Raw genomic sequence first — 24645 nt, forward strand, 5'->3', positions numbered from 1 at the left:
TCGCTCAAAAGCTGACAACCCTGTACGGCAGATTTACCCATAAGCGCTCTACCTGTATAATCTCTTTTTGCCACAAGGGATAGTATATGCGTCTGCTTCAAAAAGCGCTTACTTTCGATGATGTGCTGCTGGTGCCCGCACACTCCAACATTCTGCCCCGCGAAGTAAGCCTCGCCACCCAGTTAACCCGTTCCATCCGCCTGAATATTCCGCTGGTTTCCGCTGCCATGGATACCGTGACCGAAGCGCCGCTGGCCATCGCGCTCGCGCAGGAAGGCGGAATCGGCATCATCCACAAGAACATGACAGCCGAAGCGCAAGCCGCGCAGGTCGCACGCGTGAAGCGTTTCGAATCCGGCGTGGTCAATGACCCGGTCACCATTCCGCCCACGATGACCGTGCGCGAAGTCATGGCCCTGACCCGCCAGTACCGGATTTCCGGCTTACCGGTTGTCGATGGCACCAAGGTGGTCGGCATCGTCACCAATCGCGATTTGCGCTTCGAAACCAATCTGGATCAGCCGGTCAGCAATATCATGACTCCGCGCGACCGCCTGGTTACCGTGCGCGAAGGTGCCCCCCGCGAAGAGGCCATGGCACTGCTGCACAAGCACCGCCTGGAGCGCGTGCTGGTCATCAATGACGCATGGGATCTCAAGGGCTTGATCACCGTCAAGGACATCCAGAAATCCAGCGAACACCCGCTGGCCTCAAAGGATGGCAAGGGCCGTCTGCGCGCAGGCGCGGCCGTGGGCGTGGGCGAAGGCACGGAAGAGCGCGTTGCATTGCTGGCCGAGGCTGGCGTGGATGTGGTGGTGGTGGATACCGCCCATGGCCACTCGCAAGGCGTGCTCGACCGCGTCAACTGGGTCAAGAAAAACTTCCCGCAAGTGCAGGTCATCGGCGGCAATATTGCTACCGCCGCAGCCGCCAAGGCACTGGTGGATTCCGGCGCAGATGCAGTCAAGGTCGGGATCGGCCCCGGCTCCATCTGTACCACCCGTATCGTGGCAGGGGTCGGCGTACCGCAGATCACCGCCATCAGCAATGTCGCCCAGGCACTTGAAGGCACTGGCGTGCCTTTTATCGCCGACGGCGGCATCCGCTACTCCGGCGACATCGCAAAATCCATTGCTGCGGGCGCCAACGTGGTCATGCTGGGCGGCCTGTTCGCCGGCACGGAAGAAGCGCCCGGTGAAATCGAACTGTTCCAGGGCCGTTCCTACAAGTCCTACCGCGGCATGGGTTCCGTCGGTGCGATGCAGAAGGGTTCCAGCGACCGTTACTTCCAGGATACCGAAGGCAATGCCGACAAACTGGTACCGGAAGGCATCGAAGGCCGCGTGCCCTACAAGGGCAGCGTCCTCGCCGTCATCCATCAGCTGATGGGCGGTTTGCGCGCTTCGATGGGTTATGTCGGTTGCGGCACCATCGACGACATGCGCAACAAGGCGGAATTCGTGGAAATCACCTCTGCCGGCATTCGTGAATCGCATGTACACGACGTGCAGATCACGAAAGAAGCGCCCAACTATCACATCGAGTAAAGCCAACCTCGGCAGGCGCAATCCGATTGTGCCTGCCGGCTGCATTCCACCTCTCACGGAACGAACCATGCATCAAAAAATCCTCATCCTCGACTTCGGCTCCCAATATACCCAACTGATCGCCCGGCGCGTGCGCGAGGCCAACGTTTATTGCGAACTGCACTCCTGGGACGTGGACGATGCATTTATCCGGGACTTCAATCCGGCCGGCATTATTCTTTCCGGCGGCCCGAACTCGGTGTATGAAACTGAAACGCCCAAGGCGCCGCAGGCCGTGTTCGAGCTGGGCGTCCCGGTTCTTGGCATCTGCTACGGCATGCAGACCATGGCGGCGCAACTGGGCGGCAAAGTAGAAAACGCCGCGCACCGCGAATTCGGTTATGCGGAAATCCGCGCGCGCGGCCATTCCGCGCTGTTCCGCGATATCGAAGATCGCAGCAACGATGAAGGCCACGGCCTGCTCGATGTGTGGATGAGCCATGGCGACAAGGTGACCGCGCTGCCGGAAGGCTTCAAGGTCATCGCCAGCAACGCCGCCACGCCTATCGCCGGCATGGCCGACGAAGAACGCAAGTTCTACGCAGTGCAATTCCACCCCGAAGTCACGCACACGCTGCAAGGCAAGGCTATCCTCAGCCGCTTTGTGCACGATATCTGCAATTGCGGCCATGACTGGAACATGCCGGATTACATCGAGGAAGCCATCGGCCGCATTCGCTCCGAAGTTGGCTCGGATCAGGTGATTCTCGGCCTCTCCGGCGGCGTGGATTCTTCCGTGGCTGCCGCGCTGATCCATCGTGCCATCGGCGACCAACTCACCTGCGTGTTCGTCGACAACGGCCTGTTGCGCCTGAACGAAGCCGAGCAGGTGATGGAAACCTTCGCCAGGAATCTAGGCGTCAAGGTGATCCATGTCGATGCCAGCGAGAAATTCCTTGGAGACCTGAAGGGTGTCACCGACCCCGAGGAAAAGCGCAAGATCATCGGCCGCGAATTCGTGCATGTGTTTCAGGAAGAGTCCGCCAAGCTACCGCAGGCCAAGTGGCTGGCGCAAGGCACCATCTATCCCGACGTAATCGAGTCTGCCAGCGCCAAGACCAAGAAAGCACACACGATCAAGAGCCACCACAACGTCGGCGGCCTGCCGGAAACCTTGCATCTGAAGCTGCTGGAGCCATTGCGCGAGCTGTTCAAGGACGAGGTGCGCGAACTGGGTGTGGCGCTCGGGCTGCCGCATGACATGGTCTATCGCCATCCCTTCCCCGGCCCTGGTCTGGGCGTACGCATCCTGGGCGAAGTGAAACGCGAGTTCGCCGAACTGCTGCGCCGCGCGGACCACATCTTCATCGAAGAGCTGCGCGCTTCGGGCTGGTATGAAAAAACCTCGCAGGCCTTCACCGTGTTCCTGCCGGTGAAATCGGTGGGCGTGATGGGCGATGGCCGCACCTATGAGTATGTCGTCGCGCTGCGCGCCGTGCAGACGCAGGACTTCATGACCGCGCATTGGGCAGAATTACCCTATACGCTGCTCGGCAAGGTCTCCAACCGCATCATCAATGAAGTGCGCGGCATCAATCGCGTGGTGTACGACATCTCCGGAAAGCCGCCCGCGACCATCGAGTGGGAATAATGTCTGCCGAAGAACTGGGCATCAGCGGGCTCAACCTGATCGGCGAAGGCAGTGGGTTCAAGGACACGCTGTTCGATATGCTGTCCGCGGCGCAGCTGCTCAACCGCTTCGAGGGACATGAAATCCGGCAACTGGCGGAATATGTTCATGCCTACGCAGTGGATGCCGGAGCGATGATTTTCCCGGAAGGCATGCAGGGCAACTGCATGGGCCTGCTGGTTGATGGGCGCATTGAGGTGCTGAAGAAAAACAGCGCGGGCGAGGCACAGCGTATCGCGATCATCACTGCCGGCAAGACTTTCGGCGAAATGTCGCTGATTGACGGGTTGCCGTATTCGGCCACCATTCGCGCCCTGGAGACCTGCACGGTAATTCTGCTCACACGCAACAATTTCACGCAGTGCATGCAACGTCATCCCGCGCTCGGCGTCAAACTACTGATGGAAATTGCTCGCCTGATCAGTCTGCGCCTGCGCCAGACCAGCGGGCAGTTGGTCGACGCATTGGGTGGCTGATGAAAATCCGGATACTCGGCTGTTCGGGCGGTGCATGCGCCGATCTGCGCACGACCGCCTTGCAAATAGATGACGATGTGCTGGTCGATTGCGGCACGGGTGTCGGCGACCTGACGCTGGAGGAAATGGCGGGAATTCGCGATGTTTTCCTGACGCACTCGCATCTGGACCATGTGCTTTTTCTGCCGCTGCTGTCCGATGCCGCGCTGGTCCTCAGAAACGGCCCGCTGACGGTACATGCCTTGCCGGAAACGATTGTCGCGCTGAAAACCCACATGCTCAATAATGTGCTGTGGCCGGATTATGGCAGCCTGCCCACGCCGGAAGATCCCTACATCCGCTTCCAGCCGATCATGCTGGGCGAGACGGTCGCAACCGGCAACCGGCGTATTACCGCCCTGCCCGCAAGCCATACCGTCCCGGCCGTGGGCTACCGGATCGACAGCGGCCGCGGAAGCTTTGTGTTCAGCGGCGACACGACTTTTTGCGAGGATTTCTGGGATGCGCTCAATGCCATCGGCAATCTGGAGTTCGTGATGATGGAAACTACGATGCGTGACATGGACCATGCCATCGCCGAGCGCTCGCGCCATACCACGCCCGCCTTGCTGGCGCAGGGGCTGGCATGCCTGCGACGCCCGGCAAAAGTATTGGTCACGCATATCGAGCCGGACAAGATCGATGCCGTGCGCTGTGAAATCCTTGATGTCGCCGGCCATCTGCAGCCGCATTTTCTCCAGCGCGGCGAGGTGTTCACGCTATGAACCGCGCCTTCGTCAAGGAAAACGACCTCGAATACGCCGATGTTCCAGAGCGTCCGCAGAGCGAGCACCCGAATTACGTGACGCCGACCGGCCTTGCCCAATTGCAGGATGAAGCGGCCCAGCTCGAAGAAGAACGCCTGCGCCTAAGCCCGCTGAAGGAAGATCCGATTGTCCGGCAGCAGATGGCAGTGATCGAGCGCGATCTGCGCTACGTCCAGGGCCGTCTGGAACGCGTAATACCGGTGAATCCGGCGGAGCAGCAACAGGATGTGATTTTGTTCGGCGCCATCGTCGAAGTCGAGGACGAAGAAGGTGCAACGCACGTATTCGAGATTGTCGGCGAAGACGAAGCCGACATTCACAACAACAAGGTGAGCTGGGTCTCGCCATTGGCGCGCGCATTGATTGGCCAGAAGGTTGGCGACAGCGTCATATGGAAGCGCCCCGCCGGCGACCTCGCGCTGGAAGTCACCGACATTCGCTATCACCATTCTTAAAGGGATTTTTACGCATGCAAGTCAAGGAAGCCATCGAGCAGCGGCGTGCCGTCAAGCATTACGACGCAACACACCGGATGCATGAGGGCGAAATCGAGCAATTGATGTCGCTCGCGCAGCTCTCACCGACCGCGTTCAATATCCAGAACTGGCGTTTCGTGCTGGTACGCGACCCACAATTGCGCCAGCAGATTCGCGCCGTGAGCTGGGATCAGGCGCAAGTGACAGACGCCTCACTGCTGGTCGTGCTGACTGCCGACCTCAGGTCATGGGAAAAGGAACCGGCGCGCTACTGGAAGAATGCGCCGCAACCGGTACAGGACTTTTTGGTACCGGTCATCGGTCAGTATTACGGCGGACGCGAGCAGGTGCAGCGCGACGAGGCGATGCGCTCCTGCGGCATGGCGGCAATGACGCTGATGCTGGCGGCGCAGGCCATGGGCTATGACTCCTGCCCGATGGACGGCTTCGATTTCGATGCCGTCGGCAAGCTGATCAATCTGCCGCAGGACCACGTCGTCGCGATGTTCGTCGCCATCGGCAAGGGCACCAAGGAAGCCTGGCCGCGCGGCGGCCAACTGGCGCCGGACGAAGTCGTCGTACAAGACCGTTTTTAATTACTGTTTAGGAATCTCCCCGTGCTCATCAGCAACAACATTACCATGCAGTTCGGCGCCAAGCCGTTGTTCGAGAACGTCTCGGTCAAGTTCGGCGACGGCAATCGCTACGGCCTCATCGGCGCCAACGGCTGCGGCAAATCCACCTACATGAAGATTCTGGCCGGCGTATTGGATCCTTCCGCCGGCAACGTCACACTGGACAACCACGAACGCATGGCCTTCCTGAAGCAGGACCAGTTCGCCTACGAAGACCAGCGCGTGCTGGACGTGGTGATGATGGGCCACGAGCAGATGTGGAACGCCAGCGTCGAAAAGAACGCGATCTACATGAATCCGGAGGCGACCGAGGACGACTACATGAAGGCCGCCGAACTGGAGTCGCTGTTTGCCGAGTACGACGGCTACACCGCCGAAGCACGCGCGGGCGAGTTGCTGTTGGGCGTGGGCATTCCCATCGAACAGCACAATGGCCCGATGAGCGCGGTGGCGCCGGGCTGGAAGCTGCGCGTGCTGCTGGCGCAGGCGCTGTTCGCCAACCCGGATATCCTGCTGCTGGACGAGCCGACCAACAACCTCGACATCAACACCATCCGCTGGCTGGAAGACGTGCTGAACAACCGCAACAGCACCATGATCATCATCTCGCATGACCGGCACTTTCTGAACCAGGTATGCACGCACACCTGCGACATGGACTACGGCAAGCTCACCGTGTACCCCGGCAATTACGACGACTACATGGAGGCTGCGCAGCAGGCGCGCGCGCAACAGGCCAAGGACAATGCCAAGGCCAAGCAACAGATCGCCGATTTGCAGGAGTTCGTGCGCCGCTTCTCGGCCAATGCTTCCAAGGCCAAGCAAGCCACCAGCCGCGCCAAGCAGATCGACAAGATCAAGATAGAGGAATTCAAGCCGTCGAGCCGCCAGTACCCCTTCATCCGCTTCGAATACGACGAAAAGGAAAAGCTGCACCGCCAGGCCGTGGAGATCGAAAAGCTGTCGCACGGCTATGACAAGCCTCTGTTCAACGACTTCAGCATGATCGTCGACGCCGGCGAGAAAATCGCCATCATCGGCGAAAACGGCATCGGCAAGACCACGCTGCTGCGCGCGATTGCAGGCGAACTGCAGCCCAATCACGGCAAGGTCAAATGGGCGGAAAAAGCCAGGATCGGCTATTTCGCGCAGGACCACGAATACGAATTCGAGAACGGCGACAACCTGTTCGAGTGGATGACCCAATACACCCAGGCCGGCGACGACGACCAGGCCGTGCGCAGCATGCTGGGCCGTTTACTGTTTTCGGGCGAGGACACCAGGAAATCGGTCAAGGTGCTCTCGGGCGGCGAGAAAGGCCGCATGCTCTACGGCAAGCTGATGCTGGGCCGCACCAACGTGCTGCTGATGGATGAGCCGACCAACCACATGGACATGGAATCTATCGAAGCGCTGAATACTGCGCTGGAAAAGTACAAGGGCACGCTGTTCTTCGTCAGCCATGACCGCGAATTCGTCAGCTCGCTGGCGACGCGCATTATTGAGATCAAGCCGGACGGCATCGTCGACTACACCGGCAACTACGAGGATTACCTCGCCAGCCAGGACGTGGATTAACACCCAAGCGTCATTGTTCAGGCATGACGGGCAATAGCAATTGCCCGTCATCTTCTGGCTCCGCTTTTGCCGATGACGAGGGGATATGGACGAACTGCCACTCCGAGTAATGGAGTTTATTCTCGAAGCCAATATCGGCCGTATCGAATCCGGTTCTTTTCAAAGGGGCCCGGGACGATAGGCTGTAAACACCCTGAATGCCACCCTCTTCCGACACTACCAACCCCCATTCGTCACTGCCCGTGACAGGATCGCGATACAGCTTTCGCAAGTGACGCTTGACGCCGGGGAAGCGGTTGTCCTGCAGCAAATCCTGCAGCCGCCGCGGATAGCGTTTGACCCCGTCGGGCATCTCCGCGTAATAACTTCCGATGGCCTGCCGTAGCTGCTTGCCGATAAACAGGAGTTCGCGTTCCTTTTCTCTCCGGATATTGGTTTCCCAGACTTGCGCTGCCAGGGCCATCGCGAGTCCCATGATCGCCACGACGAACAACAGCCCCAGATAAGTGAACCCTGCGCTTTCAGAGCGGCGGGCCAGGACTCGCTGGCTACCACTCGGCGTAATACGTGCCATCTTGCGCCTGACCTTCGGCACCGCTGTAAATATCGTAGATCATGCCTCGCTCCGGCTCCGGAGGTGGCGTGGCCATCCAGGTTTCCGGGCTTTCAGAAATCGGGTCTACCGGCACGGCATGCAGATAACGCTGGGTCACCAGGTCTTCCAGCAATTCGGGGTAGATTCCGCGGTCAGCGTGAAACTGCTCTATCGCATCGCGCATGGTTTTCAAATCCTGCCGCAACGCGGCTTCCTTCGCGCGTTCCAGGCCATCGAAATAGCGCGGCAGGGCGAAGGTCAGCAACAGCGCGATCATCGCCATGACGATCGCCAGCTCGATGAGGGTAAATCCCCGGCGCTTACCACTGATCGTAGGCAATGCCATTGAGGCCCTTCCGCTTGCTTGACGAGTACACATCGAATACGTCGCGGCCTTCCTTTGGGGCATCGGCGCTGCTTTCATAACTGCGCTTGCCCCATGTTTCGGCAGCGACTTCCGCCTGCCCGGCGAACATCGGATCTGGCGGCAAGCGTCGCAGGAAGTAGATCTTGCGCTTGCCGGGATCCCTGATGTCCTCCACTCCGGCCGACAATTCTTCCAGGCGCCTGGGATAGCCGCTTTCATCCGCCTGGCGAGCTATCCTGCCCTCATCCGCGGCTTTTTTGTAAGCATCGATCGCCTCGCGAATCTGGCGCAGCGAAAGGCGCAGCTCCTGCTCTTTTCCTCGCTGCAAAGAGAGCTCGATCATCGGCATCGCCGCCGCCGCGAGAACGCCGAGTATGGCTACGGTGATGACCAGCTCGATAAAAGTAAATCCGCGTTCCCGCTTCATGCGCTTATTGTCCGAGCGGATAGGTCAGGCTTTTCGGCAAGCCCACGCCGCCGTCGCTTTCATTGCTTTCTTTTTCCTGACCTGACGCGGCGGGCGCCGAATTCCCCGTCGGCGCGGCCGGTTGCGCCGGGGCTGCTGCGGGCGGACGGGTCAGGTAAGGCGCCAATATGGCGGGAATGGCCGCACCGCGTATCGAAGTCGGCACCCGTCCAAGGCTGCTTTCGGTGCCTATCACCACCTCGGCAGTGGCCGCGCTCTGCACTGGAAGATTGCGGATGACGTGGGGCGTAATCGACAGGATCACGTCGGTCTTGGTGCGATCCTTGGCCTTATTGGAAAACAGCCGCCCGAGCAATGGAATATCCCCCAGCCCCGGCAATTTGCTGATATCGCTGCGATCCTGGTCGTTGATCAGCCCGGCCAATATCTGGGTTTCGCCGTCATGCAGGCGCAATAGCGTACTGGCGTTGCGGGTGCCGATCTGGAAAACGCGCGAGCCGTTAATGGTGGTAAATGAAGGCCCGAGTGTTCCGACATCCAGGCCGATGCGTATCGCCACGTCGTCCTCGATATTCACGGAGGGCTCGACCTCCAGCTTCAGGCCGACATCCAAGTATTGCACGCTCTCGGAAATGGTGCCGGTGGAAGAGACGTTGGAGGTGATCACGGGAATGCGGTCGCCGATATGGATGCGCGCCTTCTCGCGGTTACGCACGCGTATGCTGGGATTGGCCAGCAGATTGGCGGCGCCGTTCGTATCCCTGAAATTAAGCGCGGGATTGGGCGTAACCCCGATCTCGCTGGATGAAAGGTTTTTGAGCGTATTCATCGTGAGCACTGCCTCATCGCCCGACAGCACCGAAAGCTGGTTCGGATATTTGATGCCCAGCTCCGTCGCCTTGTTGCGATTGATCTCCAGTATTTCCACGTCCAGCACCACTTCCGGATCGGCAATATCCTGCGCCAGCACCAGCTGCTCCGCCATGCGGATGACGTCCGGCGTATCGCGGATGACGACGAGATTGATTTTCTCGTCGGTGAAGATGTCCTTTACCTGCAGCATGGTCTTGAGCAGTACGGCGGTCTGCTTCACATCCGCATTCGCAAGGTAGAACGTGCGCATGACCAGCTCCTGATACTCCCGGGCCTTGAGCGGAGTATTGGGGTAGATCACCACCGTATCCTCGTTGATGACCTTCTTTTGCAGCTGGTTCGCCGACAGCAGCGAATCCAGGACATCCTGCAAAGGCGCGCTCTTGATGAAGACCGTGGTTTTCTGGTCGTTGCGAATGTCCTTGTCGAGGATAAAGTTGATGCCGGTGGTGCGCGAGAGCGCTTCGAATACCATCTTGAGATTGGCTTCGCGGAACTCCAGCGATATCGGCTTACTGCTCATGGTTTTCAGCACAGGCACCAGCGCCTTCTTGTCTTCGCGCTTTTTCAGGATGGCCGTGTAGATTTGCAGCGCATCGCGGTTTTTCGGGTTTTCCATCAGTACCTGACGCACGCGCTTCTCGGCGGCGAATTCGTCTCCCTTTTCGAGCAGCATGCGCGCCTCTTCCACCATCGCGGGATGCCGGCGAAAATTGGCGATACGATCAAGCTCGGTCAGCGCGCGCTTGTTCTGCGCATCCATACTCAGCACTTCATTCAGCAAGCGCTCGGCCTCGTCGAGATCGCCGGCAAGCGAAGCGCGCTCGGCGCTTTCCTGCAGTTCCTGCACCCTGGAAGCACGCTCCTTGAGATAAGCCATGCGGTCGGGTGTTTCCGGAGCTGCCTGCGGAATCGTGGAACCGGGCGGGACGCCTGCTTTGGGCGGCGGATTCTCCCAAGGCAAAGTGGTGCAACTTGCCAATCCCGCCAGCACCATAGCCATGGCCACCCTTTTATTCGTTATTCGCATTTTCGCCTTTCTCTTTCACCCTGAGCGTCGATTGCCTCACCATCTCTTGTATTGCCTGTACATTGATGGGCCCCGTTGCGGCTTTTGCCGTCTTGTTTTCCGCTGCCGCCTCGTCATCCCCATCAGAGTCAGCCACAGCGAGTTCCGGTGCGCTTTCGCCCAGCGGGACAATCTGCCGCGTATCCAGAGGCAAATAGATGATGCTCACGTTCTCGGGCGCGATATTCTCGACCCGGTATTGGCTTGCCAGCACATCCCCCACCTTGACCACGACAACTTTGTCGCCCTGATACAAAAAGGCATGCGGCACATCGCCCTCCATCATCTTGCCGAAATATTTATACGGCACGGGAGGCGCCTGCGGACGAGAAGGCCTGGCAGCTTGCGGCCTGGGCGGGACATACCAGGTCATCGTCTGGAAGGGATCGTTGGCAGCCTCCTCGTTCCAATGGCGCAAAGGCAGCGCGGATGGGGCCTGCGACTCCTCAACCGCTGCCACACTAGCCAGGGGAGCAGTCCGTACGGGGGCGCTTATCGCGAGATCATCCCCGGATTGACCCGAGCTTTCGAAAGTCAGGTATAGCGTCGCGAGCAGCGCTGCCCAGATCGCAATACGGCTGATCTGCGCGTTGTTCATCAGCGCTCCGAAAGAAAAAGCGTGAGCCGCAAATGCGCTTCGACGATATCGCTATCGACGTCGTCGCGTGTCAAACGGATATCCTCAAGCACGGCGAACGGCATGTCGTTCATCAGCCGCGCGGTAAATCGACGTACCGTGGCATAGTCGGCATACACGGGCAATTCGATCCGATACCGCCCATAAGGCTCATCGCGATTTCGGATATAGCGGTAATCCCCAACATCCAGAACCACATCGAGCTCCCTGGCCGTGGTGAACATCGCCGCGAGCCATTGAGGCAAGGTGCGATGCGAAGGAAGCGATGCGAATACGATGCCGTCGGCAGCGGGTTTTTTCGCTATCGCTGCCGGCTTGCGGGCGGCATGCGCCAGCATGGCATGCCGATTGAGCGCCATCGAGCGCTGCTCAAGCGCGGGAGAAATCGCAAGCGCATAATAAGCCGCGACAAACAGCAGCGCGGCTATTGGCGCAAGCCACCAGCCCGAAGCTTCCAGCAAGCGTGTCGCGTCCCACGCAATCCGTTTCATGGAGCCGCCTCCCACTGCAAGGTAATCGCAAACCTGACCGGCTTGCCCGGCGTATCCTCGGCAATCGTGTGATTGGTGAGATAGGCCTGCATGAATCCAGGCTGTGCCTTGAGCCGCTCGATATAATCCAGCACATCGGCATAACGTGCCGCCTCGCCCAGCAATAACGCCTCGCCGCGCGCCAGATTGGGCTGCATGGAAAGCAAAGCAACCTTGTCATCTGTAGCGATTTCCAGGCCATTCAGCAGCGTCTCCCACGGCGCGTTGAGCTGCTCCAGCATTTTGTTGCTGCCATCGCCCTTCATGGCGCTCAACACGACGGGGCTCACGCTTGAGATTGCGAGTACCGCCGAGTCCTGCTCCAGCCGTGCGGTATCGCGCACGATTTGCCGGTGATACATGATCGGCACGACGATGAGTATCACGGCCAAGACCAGCCAAGCACCATTCAGCCTGCGCCTTCCGGCCTGACTTTTATGGAAGTTCAATCGCAACGGGGATAAGGTGCGCGTCATGGCGAGACCTTCGAGGCAGCGTCTGTCAGTAGGCGAATCGTGAGTCCCGGCAATTCCTCATCACTGAAATGCACAAGTTCGGATGCGTGAAGGAAAACAGGCGCCGGGTTGGGATCGCCTTTTTTCGCCAGCTCGCGCGCAATAAAAGCGGCCAGGCTGCGTCGCCAGTCAGCCTCCAGCGGATGCGCAAGTATGCTGCGTATCACGCCATCCTGCGTATACCAGCAGGTACAGGTGCCTGCCTCTGCGACAAACAACCAGAAATCCCGGCCCAACATGCGTCCATGACGGTCGAACACATCCGCGCTGAAAGGCTCCACCGATAATAGCCGTCGCCCCTGCTTTTGCATCGCAGTTTCGATTCCGGCATACAGGCTCTCCTCCACCGCGGCGGCGATCATCGGCTGGCCGTAGCCTTGCCGGGAAAGCCTGATACGCCAGCCGCCTTGTTTTTCCCCAAAGATGGAAACACAGGTATGACGCGCATAAGCCTCCCATTCGGCAACGGTTTCGAGGGTCGCCTGGAAAGGAAGCAACAACACATGGGCGCATTGGCCCGACAGAGTCAGCCTTACGGGCGAGCGGGATGGGCCGAGGGTGCGGGCAAGCGTTTCCAGTCTTGCCTCTTCCGGAAGCTCAATCTCGGATGTTTCCTGCCCGCTGTTCCAGCCGCGACGGATGCGCGTATATCGCGCCAAATTCGGCGCGAGGTAAACATGGCAGGCTTCAAACGATGGCAGTAACACGATTGATTTCCTGCAATGTGGTTTCGCCGCGCCGTACCAGTTCCAGCGCGGATTCGCGCAGATAACGCGTACCCGCACGGCGTGCGGCTTCCTTGACGTGACGAATAGGCGCGCGCGACACGATCAATTCACGGATCTCGTCATCCAGCGTCAGTATTTCGCTCACTGCCTTGCGCCCCTTGTAGCCGGTGCCGCGGCAGGCGCCGCAACCGCGTCCCTGGGCAAATTGCATTCCAGCCACGTCTTCGAGAGAAAGATGCGATTCGGCCAGCAACTCCGCGGATGGCTCGTACGGCGCGGTGCACTGCGGGCAATTGAGGCGCACCAGCCGTTGCGCCAGCACCACGTTGAGCGCCGAGACGAAACTGTAGGGGTCGACCTCCATATTGAGAAAGCGGCCGATCACGTCGAACACGTTGTTGGCGTGCACCGTGGTGAATACCAGGTGCCCCGTCAGCGCCGATTGCACCGCAATCTGCGCGGTTTCAGGATCGCGGATTTCGCCCACCATGATCTTGTCCGGGTCGTGGCGCAGAATGGAACGCAGACCGCGCGCGAAGGTCAGGCCCTTCTTTTCATTAACGGGAATCTGCAGCACGCCGGATAACTGGTACTCGACCGGGTCTTCGATGGTGATGATCTTGTCCTGGCCGTTATTGACCTCGGAAATCGCGGCATACAGCGTCGTGGTCTTGCCGCTGCCAGTGGGGCCGGTGACCAGTATCATGCCGTAGGGCGCGTGAAATGCCTGCCGCATCTCGGCGATGGATTGCGCGTCAAAGCCAAGATAATCCAGCCGCAAGCCGCGCAGATGGTCGGTCAGTGCCTGCTTGTCCAATATGCGGATAACGGCATCCTCGCCGTGGATGCTTGGCATGATGGAAACGCGAAAATCAATGTCGCGCCCGCGCAGCCCAACCCGGAACCGGCCGTCCTGCGGCACGCGCCGCTCCGAGATATCCAGCTCCGACATGACCTTGATCCTGGAAATCATCTGGCTGGCCATGGCGGTTTCGCCGACACTGCCTATCTGCACCAGCACGCCGTCCAGACGGTACTTGATGGTCAGCCCTGCGGCAGTGGTTTCGAGATGAATATCGCTGGCTTCGGCCTTGAGGGCGTCATAAAGCGTCGAATGCACCAGTTTGACCACCGGGCTGGTGCTCTCGGTGATCGACACCAGCGAAAGCTCTTCGCCGCGCGCACCGCCGCCAATGGCTGCCCCCGACGGCAGCGCCGCATCGAGCGCCTTCAATCCTTCTTCGTAACGCGAGAGATAAACGGCAATATCGGCATGATGCGCAAGACACCATCGTGCAGCGCCCGGCGCCCGCCCCTGTGCCCAAATGGGCAGATTTTCCGAGAATGCATCCGCGAAAACGATGACGCAAGTCCCTTGCGCGTCGCGAAAGGCAAGGCATTCGCGCTGCGAGGCCTCGGAAAAACCGATGGTTTCGAAGTCGGGCACCAACTGGTAAAGCTCTTCCATCGTCAGCACGGGATAGCGCAGCGCGGCACCCAAAGCCGCCACGAACTCGTTTGCCGCCAGGCCGCTGACTTCTTCCAGCGCCTCAACCAGGCGATGGCCGTTCTGGCGCGAAAGATCGCGCGCTTGCGGCATCCTGGCCAGTACATCGATGACGCTGCTCATCCGACCGCTCCCGCCAGTTCGAAGATCGGCATATACATCAGCACCACCACCGCGCCGACCAACAAGCCGATCACCATCATCAGCGCCGGTTCGAACAGACGTGTAAACAAATCCACCGCACGCGCCAGTTCCTCTTCGTGAAAGGCCGCGGCGCTCTCCAGCATTTCGCTCATGCTGCCGGTTTGCTCCGCCACGCGCAGCAGTCGCATCGCCACCGGCGTCGTCAATCCATGTCGATGAAAAGCCTCGGAAAGCGGCAGGCCCTCCCGTATGGCATCCCGCGCGGCTTCCAGGCGGGAGCGCAAACCGGGTTCAAGCACGCCGGATGCCATCTCGAGCGCATGGACGGCGGGAATGCCCCCTCGCAACAACATGCCCAGCGTCCGGTACAGCCGCGCCAGAAAGAAAATCTGCAAAACCCGGCCGATCGCCGGAATCCTGCGCAAGCCAGCCAGCAGCCAGGCGCGGACACTCGCCTGACGCAGCCAGAACACCGCCGCGACCAAGCCGGCTCCGGCGTATGCGGCCATCTCGTAGCCATGCGTAGAAACGAAACGCCCCCATTGCAGCAGCATGCGGGAAGCAAACGACACCGCATCGCCGCGATCGGCGTAGATGGCGCTGAAGCGCGGCACAACGTAACCCAGCATGAAAAGCAGTACCAGGCCGCCAAATAGAATGATCATCGCCGGATAAACCGAAGCGCTGACGACCTTCTTGCGGATGGCATCGACTTGCCCCTGATACGCCAGATAACGTCCAAGCGCTTCGACGATTTCACCCGAGGTTTCGCTGGCGCGTACGGAAGCGGAAAACAGCGGGGGAAACGCTTCGGGAATGCGCTCCATGGCATCCGCCAAAGTACGGCCCTCGCGCAGAAGACCGGCCAGACGCTCCAGCACGACACCCATGCGGGATTTCTGCTCGCGCTCGGCCAGCGTATCCAGCGCATCGACCAGGGTAATACCCGCGGCCAGCAGCACCTTCAGTTCCTGACAGAACAACGAGAGCGGAAAGCTGGAACGGCCTTCGAATATTCTTGCGAAAAAATTGCGCTCGGTTTGAGCACTCAGCACCGAAAGCCCCTGCCCCGACGCGATCTGCCAGGCATCCTGAGCACTTGCCGCATCCAGCGTCAGCGCCAGCACGGCGCCATCCTTGTTCAGGGCTTTGACGTGATAGCGCATGGCTTATCCATTGCCGGCAGGCGCGGAATCGCGGGAGGAAATATCGGCGGCTTCGCCGGAACCTCCGGCCTTGCCGTCATTGCCGAAGGAGTAAAGATCGTACTCGGCGCCATTTGCGCCCGGGATACGATAAATATAGGCATTTCCCCAGGGATCTGGCGGAATGCCCTTGCTGAGATATGGTCCCGCCCAGCGCGTTTCGTTGGCGGGCTGCTCGTTCAAGGCCTTGAGGCCGAGTTCACTTGAAGGATAATGCCCGGTATCCAGCCGGTACATATCCAGCGCCTTTTCGAGCGCATTGATCTGCGCTCGCGCGGCCTTGATTTCGGATTTTCCTACCTGGGAAAAATAACGCGGCCCCACATAGCCCACCAGCAGGCCGATGATGACCATCACGACAAGCAACTCAAGAAGCGTAAACCCGGACTGACGATGCATATCGCAAACTCCAGACTTCGTTAGGGATGCCCTGACCGGTTCATTGTGGCAGAAAAAAGCCCCCGTGTTTAGCGGGGGCTTATATATTTTCTATAGCGTTAGCGAGCGCCAAAATCGGTCGGCCCGGAGTTATAGGCGCTGACCGTGGGGTCATTGACTCCGCATGCCGGCTGCTGAAACAAGGCCGCAGGGACGGCAACAAAGGCCAGGCCATCGTCATTCGGCTGATTGTTCAGTCCCAGCGCAATGCGCATGCGATAGGCGAATGCATGGTCACGGCAGGAAGTATCGCCGGAAGCACCGAGACCGCCGACCTTCACTCCGCTCGAACCATACAGAGGCACGCCGCCGCCGAACACGTTAACGCCGCCCAGCCGTTTGTTCCTCAAGAAATCGTCCGTCGTGCCATAGTTGGTCGGGCTACCGTCATAAGCCCTGGATGCATCGACTGGATTGCTGTGCTGCAGCCCATACAAGCTGCCGCCGGGATACACCGCCACCGAAATGGCCCCCGTGGAGATCGCCAGGCCATCGAGACTGAAGGCATTGGCCGTATTCGCCTTTTGCGCCGAAATCACGCGGCTTCCCAGCCACGCCTTGTTGCCGGAGGCCGCCCCGGTGTTGGCCGCGCCGCTATCGGTGGAATACACATGGCAGACCTTGCCCGTCTCATCCACCATCGTGGCCCACATCGGCAGTCCGAAACCGAAGCTATCGGTTTCAATCGCAGCGGTATTGGCCGCCGCCTCGAATTGTGCACGCGAAACATCACCGCAACCAGCCACCGCACCCTGTGAAAGCAGGGCAAGAACAGCAGCGCCTAAACCAATTGTCATTCTGTTCATGATCTTCCCCTTACTGAAAATTCGTTAGAATTCATCGACTACCCGCACCGCACGACACGCTGTGAAGCGAGTGGAAAATCTTAGAATATTCAATAAGGTAGCGCCATAACACAAAAAGACTAGTCTGATTGAGGTATATCGCCACTCCAAGAAAGGCTCATTTTTCTCATCAAGGTTGATTGGACTGCCGATAAAGCGCATCCCTGTCAAACAGCACCCCGCTTTTCGCCAGAACGATTGCCTCGGTTCTGGATGCCACATCGAGAATACGAAAAATGTCGGCCAGATGAATCCGTACGGTGTTTTCGCTAAGGGAAAGCGCCCTGCCGATTTCCTTGTTGGACTTGCCCAGGCAAAGTTGCGCCAATACTTCACGCTGACGGTGAGTCAGGTGTTTGGCCGACCTTTCCGGCTGCAAATCTTCCGGGTAAATAAAGCATTCGAGCCCGGCCAGGGCATTATTCAACCCCGCAAGCATTGCTTCGACAGCAGCCGATTTATGTATGAACCCACGCGCCCCTGAAAGGACGGCCTCACGTATCAACCCCAGGTCGTGCGAAGCGGAAATCAAAACAATTGCGGAGGAAGGAAAGGCCTGGCGTAACTTCAGCAAGCCTTGCAGGCCATCGGCATCGGAAATATAAAAATCCATCAGGAGCAGATGAATTCCATCCGGGTGGGTAACATAAGCAAGCGCGTCGCGAATGGTACGCGCCTGAAGAGTGACGAGAGGAAAGCCCAAGCGCTCAAGAAGAAGCGATAATCCCTCACGAAACAGGGCATGATCATCGATTAACAGGATGTTCACGGCTTCTACCAAGCATTGCGTTCACCTCTCCAATTCCGATTGTAATTATCGGATGGTAGAACTACAACGTTGGCGGAGAGGGAGGGATTCGAACCCTCGATAACGGAGACCGCTATACTGGATTTCGAGTCCAGCGCATTCGACCACTCTGCCACCTCTCCGCGGCGAGGGCGAATTCTAGCATAAGCCATCGCAATACGTCTCTGGACAAAGCCACCCAACTTCGGGAAACTTCGGCTATGCGTTCCTTGGCGATCTTATTCATTCTGTTTCTCCTGGGCGGCTGCCAGAAACCGCCAAAACCTCTGCCTTCGGTCAAGGAAAGTCGGGAACTGGTGGTAGTCACCCATAACGGCCCGGCGACTTATTACGTCAACGGCCAGAAGGAGTTCGCCGGTTTCGAATACGATCTGGCCAAACTGTTTGCACAGGATCTGAGCGCAGAACTAGGAGAGGAAGTCCGGCTGAAGATCGTGCTTGTCGAAAACGTGTCGCAGGTTATCCCCGCCCTGATCCAGGGCAAGGCGCATATCGCCGCGGCCAATCTCAGCATTACCCGTCCGCGCCAGCACCTAGTGCGATTCGGCCCGCCATATCAGATTGTGCAGCAGCAGGTGGTATACAACCGGGAGAAAGGCAGGACACCCCGCAAGATAAGTGATCTGTCCGGGGCCAATATTGCCATTCCTACCGGCACCAGCTATTCCGAGCGCCTGAATGAAGTGGCGGCCAATACACCGGCCCTGCATTGGGCCGAGGAGCAGCACGTGAATAGCGAGGAACTGCTTGAACGGGTCGCTGACGGCACGCTGGATTACACCATCGCCGATTCGCATCTGGTAGCGATGGTGCAGAATTATTATCCCAACCTGGGCGCCGGACTCAATTTCGGAAAAAAGGACGACCTGGCCTGGGCCTTCCGCAAAAGCGGGGACGAATGGCTTTATCAGCAAGCGCAAAAATTCTTTGCGCGCATCAAGAAGGACGGCACGCTGCGTATTCTTCTCGACCGTTATTACGGCCATTCCGAACGCGTCAACCCGATGGACGTGACCGGCTTTCTGATCAAGCTGCGCACGGTGCTGCCGAAGTATATCGATCTCTTCAAACAGGCCGAAGAGTTGACCGGGATCGACTGGCGATTGCTGGCGGCCATCAGCTATCAGGAGTCGCACTGGGACCCGTTTGCGACATCGCCGACCAATGTGCGCGGGATGATGATGCTTACCGAGGAAACGGCCGACCGCATGGGTGTTTCCAATCGGCTGGACCCAACGCAGAGCATCATGGCCGGCGCGCGCTACATGATCGTACTGAAGGAAACGATACCGGACCGTATCCCCGAACCTGATCGCACCTGGCTGGCGCTGGCCGCCTATAACATCGGCTATGCCCACCTTGAAGACGCGCGCGTTCTGGCGCAGCGCCTGAAATTAAACACCGACGCCTGGGCGGACGTGAAGAAAACCCTGCCGCTGCTCACCCGCGAAGAGTATTTCTCTACCGTGCAATACGGTTACGCACGCGGCGGAGCGCCGGTACATTTCGTCGAATCCATACGTACTTACTATCGCATCCTGGAAAAATACGCCCAGAAGCATGTCCCGATACTGCCCGGATTCGAGCTCATCAGCGCCACATCCTGGGGCGCCTCTCCCGTACACTAGAACTTGCAACCTATTTGATTGAGATTTTTTCATGCCACATGAAGTCAGCCTGATCACCACTATTGCCGCCGCCTTCGGCTTGGCCATGGCCATGGGATTCATCGCATCCAAACTCCGCATGCCCCCGCTGGTCGGCTATCTCGTGGCCGGCATCCTTATCGGCCCCGCCACGCCCGGTTTTGACGCAGACATGGAGCTTGCCAGCCAGTTGGCAGAAATCGGCGTGATGCTGCTGATGTTCGGCGTCGGTTTGCATTTTTCGCTGGACGACCTGCTTGCCGTCAAGCGCATCGCAGTTCCCGGCGCCATCGTACAAATCGCGGTGGCAACCGCACTGGGCATGGTGACGGCAACCTACTGGGGTTGGGATATCGGCGCGGCCCTGGTGTTCGGGTTATCGCTATCGGTTGCCAGCACGGTCGTCCTGCTGCGCGCATTGGAGGCGCGCGGCGTGCTGGATTCGATCAACGGCCGCATCGCCGTCGGGTGGTTGATCGTGGAAGACCTGGTCATGGTGCTGGTGCTGGTACTGCTGCCGGTGTTTGCGGGCTTTCTTGGAAGCTCTACGGAAGAACACGCATGGGATAACGAAGTCTGGGTAACCATCGGCATTACCCTGGTCAAGGTCACGACGTTTATCGCCCTGATGCTGATCGTCGGTCGCCGCCTTTTCCCGAAACTGTTGTGGCAAGTCGCGCGAACCGGATCGCGTGAGCTGTTTACGCTGTGCGTGATCGCCGCGGCGGTTGTCGTCGCTTACGGCTCGGCCTCGCTGTTCGGCGTTTCGTTTGCCCTCGGCGCTTTCTTTGCCGGCATGATGATGCGGGAGTCAGAGTTCAGCCACCGCGCCGCCGATGAGTCGCTGCCGCTGCGCGATGCATTCTCGGTATTGTTTTTCGTGTCGGTCGGCATGCTGTTCAACCCGCAGGTATTGCTCGACGACCCGATGAAGGTTCTGGTCGTGACTGCCATCATCATCTTCGGCAAAACGCTGGCGGCCATCGTGCTGGTGCTGGCGTTTCGATATCCGCTCAATACCGCGCTGACCGTCGGCGCCAGCCTCGCCCAGATCGGCGAATTCTCGTTCATCCTCGCCGGCATGGGCGTCAGTCTCGGATTGCTGGGAACCGAAGGTCAGACCCTGATCCTCGCCGGAGCATTGCTTTCGATCGCGCTCAACTCCCTTGCATTTGCTGCCATCGAACCGGCCCAGGTCTGGATACGCTCGCGCTCCGCGCTGGCGCGCCGCCTCGAACTAAGCGACGACCCGTTGGCGCAATTGCCGATGTCCACCGACCAGGCGCTGCTGACCGGACAGGTCGTACTCGTCGGTTATGGGCGCGTCGGAAAACGCATTGCGGAAAGCCTCAACGAGTGCGGCATACCGTATGTCGTCGCCGAGCAGAACCGGGGAATTGTCGAGGCTCTGCGCGCGCATGAAATCCCGGCCGTCTCGGGCGATGCGTCCGATCCCGCAGTGCTGATCCAGGCGCATATCGCGCGTGCTGGCATGCTAGTGATCGCCACGCCGGACACCTTTGCCGCTCGCAAAATGGTAGAAACCGCGAAGCTGCTGAACCCGAATGTCGAGGTAGTGGTTCGCACCCACAGCGACGAAGAGGCAGATCTTCTGACCAAAGAAAACATCGGCAAGGTATTCATGGGCGAACACGAACTGGCGCGCGGCATGACTGCCCATGTTCTCGGCCGCATGGGAATCGGAGAACCCCGAAAGAAACATTGATGCCCATCATGGAAGCGACCGGGGATGCAGCAACATAGAAGATCACACTAGCAACTGGCGGCATGGCAACAGGCCAAGTCCTATCGCGGCTCGGAGCATTTCGTGCGATGCGCTCCCGGAAAGCTCGATCAGATGAGTGAGCCTGATTCCCGGGAGGCACACGTCAGTGCATCAGGCGAGCTTTTCCAGCCCGCCCATATACGGCCGTAGAGCCGGCGGAACGGTCACGCTGCCATCCGCATTCTGGTAGTTCTCCAGCACCGCCACCAGTGTACGCCCGACCGCAAGACCGGAACCGTTCAGGGTATGCAGCAACTCCGGCTTGCCCTGGCCGCTGCGAAAGCGCGCCTGCATGCGACGCGCCTGGAAAGCCTCGCAATTCGAAATGGAAGAAATCTCGCGGTATGCGTTCTGCGCCGGCAGCCAGACTTCCAGATCATACGTTTTGGCCGCGCCGAAGCCCATGTCGCCGGTGCAGAGCGACACGACGCGATATGGCAGGCCCAGTCTCTGGAGGATGGTTTCCGCATGGCCGACCATTTCTTCCAAGGCTTCGTAGCTCTTTTCGGGGTGCACGATCTGCACCATTTCGACCTTGTCGAACTGATGCTGGCGGATCATGCCGCGCGTGTCGCGGCCGTAGGAACCGGCTTCGGAACGAAAGCACGGCGTGTGGCCGGTCAGTTTGATCGGCAAATCCTCAGCCGCCACGATTTCGTCACGTACAGTATTGGTAAGCGTGACTTCGGAGGTTGGGATCAGGTAAAGGGCCTCGCCCTCGCCTTCCTGCCCGCCTTTCTTCGCGGCAAACAGGTCGGCCTCGAACTTGGGCAGTTGGCCGGTGCCGCGCAGGGTCTCGGCATTGACGATGTAAGGCGTATAGCACTCGGTGTAGCCATGCTCGTTGGTCTGCACGTCCAGCATGAATTGCGCGAGGGCACGGTGCAGCTTCGCCATCGGGCCTTTCATGAAAGTAAAACGTGCACCGGTAAGCTTGGCGCCGGTGTCGAAATCCAGCCCCAGCGGGGCGCCGACATCGACGTGATCCTTGACCTCGAAATCGAAAACGCGCGGCGTGCCGACCTTGCGCACTTCGACGTTATCTTCTTCCGACCTGCCAACCGGCACGCTCTCGTGCGGCAGATTGGGCACGTTCTGCAGGAAATCCTGCATTTGCGCCTGGATCACGGCGAGCTTTTCCTCGGCGGCCTTCAGTTCATCGCCCAAGGTCGCGACTTCAGCGAGAATCGCCGAAGCGTCCTCGCCCTTGGACTTGGCGATGCCGATCTGCTTGGAAGTGGCATTGCGCTTGGCCTGCAGTTCCTGCGTGCGCGTCTGCACCGCCTTGCGCTCGGCTTCCAGCACGGTGAATGCGGCGATATCCAGGGAAAAACCGCGTGCGAGCAGACGAGCGGCGACGGATTCGAGATCGGTTCTGAGTAGTTGTATGTCGAGCAATTGAAACTCCGGGTTATTTTTTCGCTTTTCTGTCCAGCTCGCGCAGATGCGCCAACTTTTCGCCTATTTTACCTTCCAGCCCGCGCGGCGTGGGTTCGTAAAACTTCATCGCAGGCATATCGTCGGGAAAGTATTGCTCCCCGGCGGCATAGGCTTCGGGCTCGTCGTGCGCATAGCGGTATTCCTTGCCGTAATCCAGTTGCTTCATCAGCTTGGTCGGCGCGTTGCGCAAATGCAAAGGCACGCTGCGGGATTTATCCTGCGCCACAAAGGCCTTGGCCTTGTTGTAGGCCATGTAGGCCGCGTTGCTCTTGGGCGCAACGGCGAGATACAGCACCGCGTTCGAGAGCGCCAGTTCGCCCTCGGGAGTGCCGAGGCGTTCGTAGATTTCGCAGGCGGCCGAAGCAATTTCCGTCGCCCGCGGGTCGGCCAGACCGATATCTTCAACGGCCATGCGCACGATGCGCCGTCCGAGATAAAGCGGGTCCGCGCCGCCGTCCAGCATGCGCAAAAACCAGTACAGCGCGGCATCCGGGCTGGAACCGCGCACCGATTTGTGCAATGCGGAAATCTGGTCGTAGAACGCCTCGCCGCCTTTATCGAAACGGCGCAGCTTGGAAGAAAGCGTGCTGTTGAGGAATTCCTCGTCGATATCGTTGACGCTGCTGGCATGCGCTGCATTGAACAATTGCTCAAGAAAATTCAGCAAGCGCCGCGCATCGCCATCTGCATAAGCCAGCACTTGCTCGCGCACTTCCGGCATCACGGCGAGACCGCCGGATTCGATTTGCAGCGCGCGATCGAACAGCACGCCCAACTCCTGCTCGGAAAGCGCCTGCAGCACGAACACCTGCGCGCGGGAAAGCAGCGCACTGTTGACTTCGAACGACGGGTTTTCGGTGGTTGCGCCGATAAAAGTGAACAGGCCGCTTTCGACATAGGGCAAAAATGCGTCCTGTTGCGACTTGTTGAAGCGGTGCACTTCATCGACGAACAAAATGGTACGGCGACCGGATTGCTGCAGGATGTGCTGGGCGCGGTCCACCGCTTCGCGGATGTCCTTGACGCCGGACAGCACCGCCGAAAGCGGAATGAACTCGGCATCGGCGGTATTGGCGATCAGTCGCGCCAGCGTGGTCTTGCCGACACCCGGCGGCCCCCACAGTATCATCGACGGCAGCTTGCCGGAAGTGAACGCCAACCGCAGCGGCTTGCCTGCGCCGAGCAGATGGCTTTGCCCGACGACTTCGTCCAGCGACTTGGGCCGCAAGCGTTCCGCCAGCGGCGCTTGGGGTTCAGCGGGAGCGAACAGGTCGGTCATTACTCGCTCAGCACGTCTGCGCCTTGAGGCGGCACGAAACGGAAGCTTTTCTCGTTCAGCCGGGGATTGAGTTCCTGTTTGCTGAATTCGATCACGGTGATCTGACCGAAGCTGTCGCGCATTTCCATCTCTTGCAGCATATTGCCCTTGAAGCCCAGCATGACCTTGTCAAAGCCGCTTTCCTTTTCTTTCGGAATCGCCTCCACCCAGTTCAATTCGCCCTGCTTCCCGACACTTTTCAGTTCGAAAGTCTTGTCGATGTCCTTGCTGCCGGCGAGCAGTGCCGCCGGGCTGGAACCCAGCACCTTGTCCAGCGGGCGCACTGTCACCTGGTTGAGATCGGGGTCGAACAGCCACACTTTCTTGCCATCGCCGACGATCAGCTGCACATAAGGTTTGTCGTAATCCCAGCGGAACTTGCCCGGGCGCTGCAACTGCATGCTGCCAGTGACTTCCTGTACCTTGCGGCCGAGGTTATCGACTACGGTCTGCTGGAACCTGGCGCGCATGGAAGTGGCGTTCTGAAAGAAATTCTTCAGGGTTTGCACGTCGTCGGCATGCGCCAGCGCAGGGATAAGCAGGCAGAAAAACAAAACATTTTTCACCACGGAGAACACAG

The 24645-nt window shown here is 59.2% G+C and carries 25 protein-coding genes and 1 tRNA gene; 9 read left to right on the top strand and 17 right to left on the bottom strand.

Features of this window, described 5'->3' with window-relative positions; translation table 11 throughout:
• Window positions 1-86: 86 nt before the first annotated feature.
• The 7 genes from guaB to A7976_RS02955 all read left to right on the top strand — a co-directional run bounded on the left by guaB (window position 87) and on the right by A7976_RS02955 (window position 7187).
• On the top strand, window positions 87-1547 hold the full coding sequence (gene guaB, locus A7976_RS02925) for an IMP dehydrogenase (protein ID WP_067106583.1): 1461 nt from the start codon (window positions 87-89) through the stop codon (window positions 1545-1547).
• Between the two features lie 67 nt (window positions 1548-1614).
• Window positions 1615-3177, top strand: coding sequence for a glutamine-hydrolyzing GMP synthase (gene guaA / locus A7976_RS02930; protein WP_067106585.1), 1563 nt, complete (start codon window positions 1615-1617; stop codon window positions 3175-3177).
• Window positions 3177-3692, top strand: coding sequence for a cyclic nucleotide-binding domain-containing protein (locus A7976_RS02935; protein WP_067106586.1), 516 nt, complete (start codon window positions 3177-3179; stop codon window positions 3690-3692). Before guaA ends, A7976_RS02935 begins: the two co-directional genes overlap by 1 nt.
• Window positions 3692-4456, top strand: coding sequence for a 3',5'-cyclic-nucleotide phosphodiesterase (locus A7976_RS02940; protein ID WP_067106588.1), 765 nt, complete (start codon window positions 3692-3694; stop codon window positions 4454-4456). Before A7976_RS02935 ends, A7976_RS02940 begins: the two co-directional genes overlap by 1 nt.
• Entirely contained in the window at window positions 4453-4953 is a 501-nt protein-coding gene (locus tag A7976_RS02945; protein WP_067106590.1) for a GreA/GreB family elongation factor, read from the top strand. Before A7976_RS02940 ends, A7976_RS02945 begins: the two co-directional genes overlap by 4 nt.
• A 14-nt stretch (window positions 4954-4967) precedes the next feature.
• Window positions 4968-5570 carry a nitroreductase family protein gene (locus tag A7976_RS02950; protein WP_067106592.1) on the top strand — a complete coding sequence of 201 codons (603 nt, stop codon included), beginning with the start codon at window positions 4968-4970 and terminating at the stop codon, window positions 5568-5570.
• A gap of 21 nt (window positions 5571-5591) precedes the next feature.
• Window positions 5592-7187 (top strand): ABC-F family ATPase, encoded by a 1596-nt coding sequence (locus tag A7976_RS02955; protein ID WP_067106594.1) that lies wholly within the window; start codon window positions 5592-5594, stop codon window positions 7185-7187.
• A 10-nt stretch (window positions 7188-7197) separates the two neighbouring features.
• Here A7976_RS02955 and A7976_RS02960 read toward each other — a convergent pair whose 3' ends face one another.
• The 14 genes from A7976_RS02960 to A7976_RS03025 form a co-directional block, all read right to left on the bottom strand.
• Window positions 7198-7761: a type II secretion system protein gene (locus A7976_RS02960; protein ID WP_067106608.1), complete on the bottom strand. Its 564-nt coding sequence runs from the start codon at window positions 7759-7761 to the stop codon at window positions 7198-7200.
• Window positions 7736-8128 carry a type II secretion system protein gene (locus tag A7976_RS02965; protein ID WP_067106610.1) on the bottom strand — a complete coding sequence of 131 codons (393 nt, stop codon included), beginning with the start codon at window positions 8126-8128 and terminating at the stop codon, window positions 7736-7738. The genes A7976_RS02960 and A7976_RS02965 overlap by 26 nt, the downstream gene beginning before the upstream one ends.
• Window positions 8103-8576, bottom strand: a complete 474-nt coding sequence (locus A7976_RS02970) for a type II secretion system protein (RefSeq protein ID WP_067106612.1) — start codon at window positions 8574-8576, stop codon at window positions 8103-8105. The genes A7976_RS02965 and A7976_RS02970 overlap by 26 nt, the downstream gene beginning before the upstream one ends.
• A 4-nt stretch (window positions 8577-8580) precedes the next feature.
• A complete protein-coding gene (locus A7976_RS02975; protein WP_067106614.1) occupies window positions 8581-10452 on the bottom strand; it encodes a secretin and TonB N-terminal domain-containing protein in 1872 nt (623 codons plus the stop codon).
• Between the two features lie 10 nt (window positions 10453-10462).
• A complete protein-coding gene (locus tag A7976_RS02980) occupies window positions 10463-11116 on the bottom strand; it encodes a hypothetical protein (protein ID WP_067106616.1) in 654 nt (217 codons plus the stop codon).
• On the bottom strand, window positions 11116-11646 hold the full coding sequence (locus tag A7976_RS02985; RefSeq protein WP_067106625.1) for a hypothetical protein: 531 nt from the start codon (window positions 11644-11646) through the stop codon (window positions 11116-11118). Before A7976_RS02985 ends, A7976_RS02980 begins: the two co-directional genes overlap by 1 nt.
• The gene (locus A7976_RS02990; RefSeq protein WP_131800989.1) at window positions 11643-12161 is read right to left on the bottom strand and encodes a PilN domain-containing protein; all 519 of its coding nucleotides are present in this window, start codon (window positions 12159-12161) and stop codon (window positions 11643-11645) included. Before A7976_RS02990 ends, A7976_RS02985 begins: the two co-directional genes overlap by 4 nt.
• Window positions 12158-12907 (bottom strand): hypothetical protein, encoded by a 750-nt coding sequence (locus tag A7976_RS02995; protein ID WP_067106629.1) that lies wholly within the window; start codon window positions 12905-12907, stop codon window positions 12158-12160. The genes A7976_RS02990 and A7976_RS02995 overlap by 4 nt, the downstream gene beginning before the upstream one ends.
• Window positions 12888-14558 carry a GspE/PulE family protein gene (locus A7976_RS03000; RefSeq protein ID WP_067106630.1) on the bottom strand — a complete coding sequence of 557 codons (1671 nt, stop codon included), beginning with the start codon at window positions 14556-14558 and terminating at the stop codon, window positions 12888-12890. Before A7976_RS03000 ends, A7976_RS02995 begins: the two co-directional genes overlap by 20 nt.
• Window positions 14555-15745, bottom strand: a complete 1191-nt coding sequence (locus tag A7976_RS03005) for a type II secretion system F family protein (RefSeq protein ID WP_067106632.1) — start codon at window positions 15743-15745, stop codon at window positions 14555-14557. The genes A7976_RS03000 and A7976_RS03005 overlap by 4 nt, the downstream gene beginning before the upstream one ends.
• Window positions 15746-15748: 3 nt before the next feature.
• A complete protein-coding gene (gene gspG / locus A7976_RS03010; RefSeq protein ID WP_067106640.1) occupies window positions 15749-16183 on the bottom strand; it encodes a type II secretion system major pseudopilin GspG in 435 nt (144 codons plus the stop codon).
• Between the two features lie 98 nt (window positions 16184-16281).
• On the bottom strand, window positions 16282-17028 hold the full coding sequence (locus A7976_RS03015) for a heme-binding protein (protein ID WP_067106642.1): 747 nt from the start codon (window positions 17026-17028) through the stop codon (window positions 16282-16284).
• Window positions 17029-17197: 169 nt separating this feature from the next.
• On the bottom strand, window positions 17198-17848 hold the full coding sequence (locus A7976_RS03020) for a response regulator transcription factor (RefSeq protein WP_082877948.1): 651 nt from the start codon (window positions 17846-17848) through the stop codon (window positions 17198-17200).
• Window positions 17849-17906: 58 nt separating this feature from the next.
• Window positions 17907-17997, bottom strand: a tRNA-Ser gene (locus tag A7976_RS03025).
• A gap of 78 nt (window positions 17998-18075) precedes the next feature.
• Here A7976_RS03025 and mltF point away from each other — a divergent pair.
• Window positions 18076-19503: a membrane-bound lytic murein transglycosylase MltF gene (mltF, locus tag A7976_RS03030; protein WP_067106645.1), complete on the top strand. Its 1428-nt coding sequence runs from the start codon at window positions 18076-18078 to the stop codon at window positions 19501-19503.
• 31 nt (window positions 19504-19534) lie between these two features.
• Complete coding sequence (gene ybaL / locus A7976_RS03035) at window positions 19535-21247, top strand: YbaL family putative K(+) efflux transporter (protein ID WP_067106648.1); 1713 nt, start codon at window positions 19535-19537, stop codon at window positions 21245-21247.
• Window positions 21248-21418: 171 nt separating this feature from the next.
• Here ybaL and serS read toward each other — a convergent pair whose 3' ends face one another.
• From serS to lolA, 3 genes are read right to left on the bottom strand one after another with little or no spacing between them, the layout of a single operon-like run.
• Window positions 21419-22705, bottom strand: coding sequence for a serine--tRNA ligase (gene serS / locus A7976_RS03040; protein ID WP_067106651.1), 1287 nt, complete (start codon window positions 22703-22705; stop codon window positions 21419-21421).
• Between the two features lie 13 nt (window positions 22706-22718).
• Window positions 22719-24026, bottom strand: a complete 1308-nt coding sequence (locus A7976_RS03045; RefSeq protein WP_067106654.1) for a replication-associated recombination protein A — start codon at window positions 24024-24026, stop codon at window positions 22719-22721.
• Window positions 24026-24643: an outer membrane lipoprotein chaperone LolA gene (lolA, locus tag A7976_RS03050; protein ID WP_067107371.1), complete on the bottom strand. Its 618-nt coding sequence runs from the start codon at window positions 24641-24643 to the stop codon at window positions 24026-24028. The genes A7976_RS03045 and lolA overlap by 1 nt, the downstream gene beginning before the upstream one ends.
• Between the last annotated feature and the right edge of the window lie 2 nt (window positions 24644-24645).

Origin of the sequence: Methylobacillus sp. MM3, assembly GCF_001645185.1 — a bacterium.
Lineage (GTDB): Bacteria > Pseudomonadota > Gammaproteobacteria > Burkholderiales > Methylophilaceae > MM2.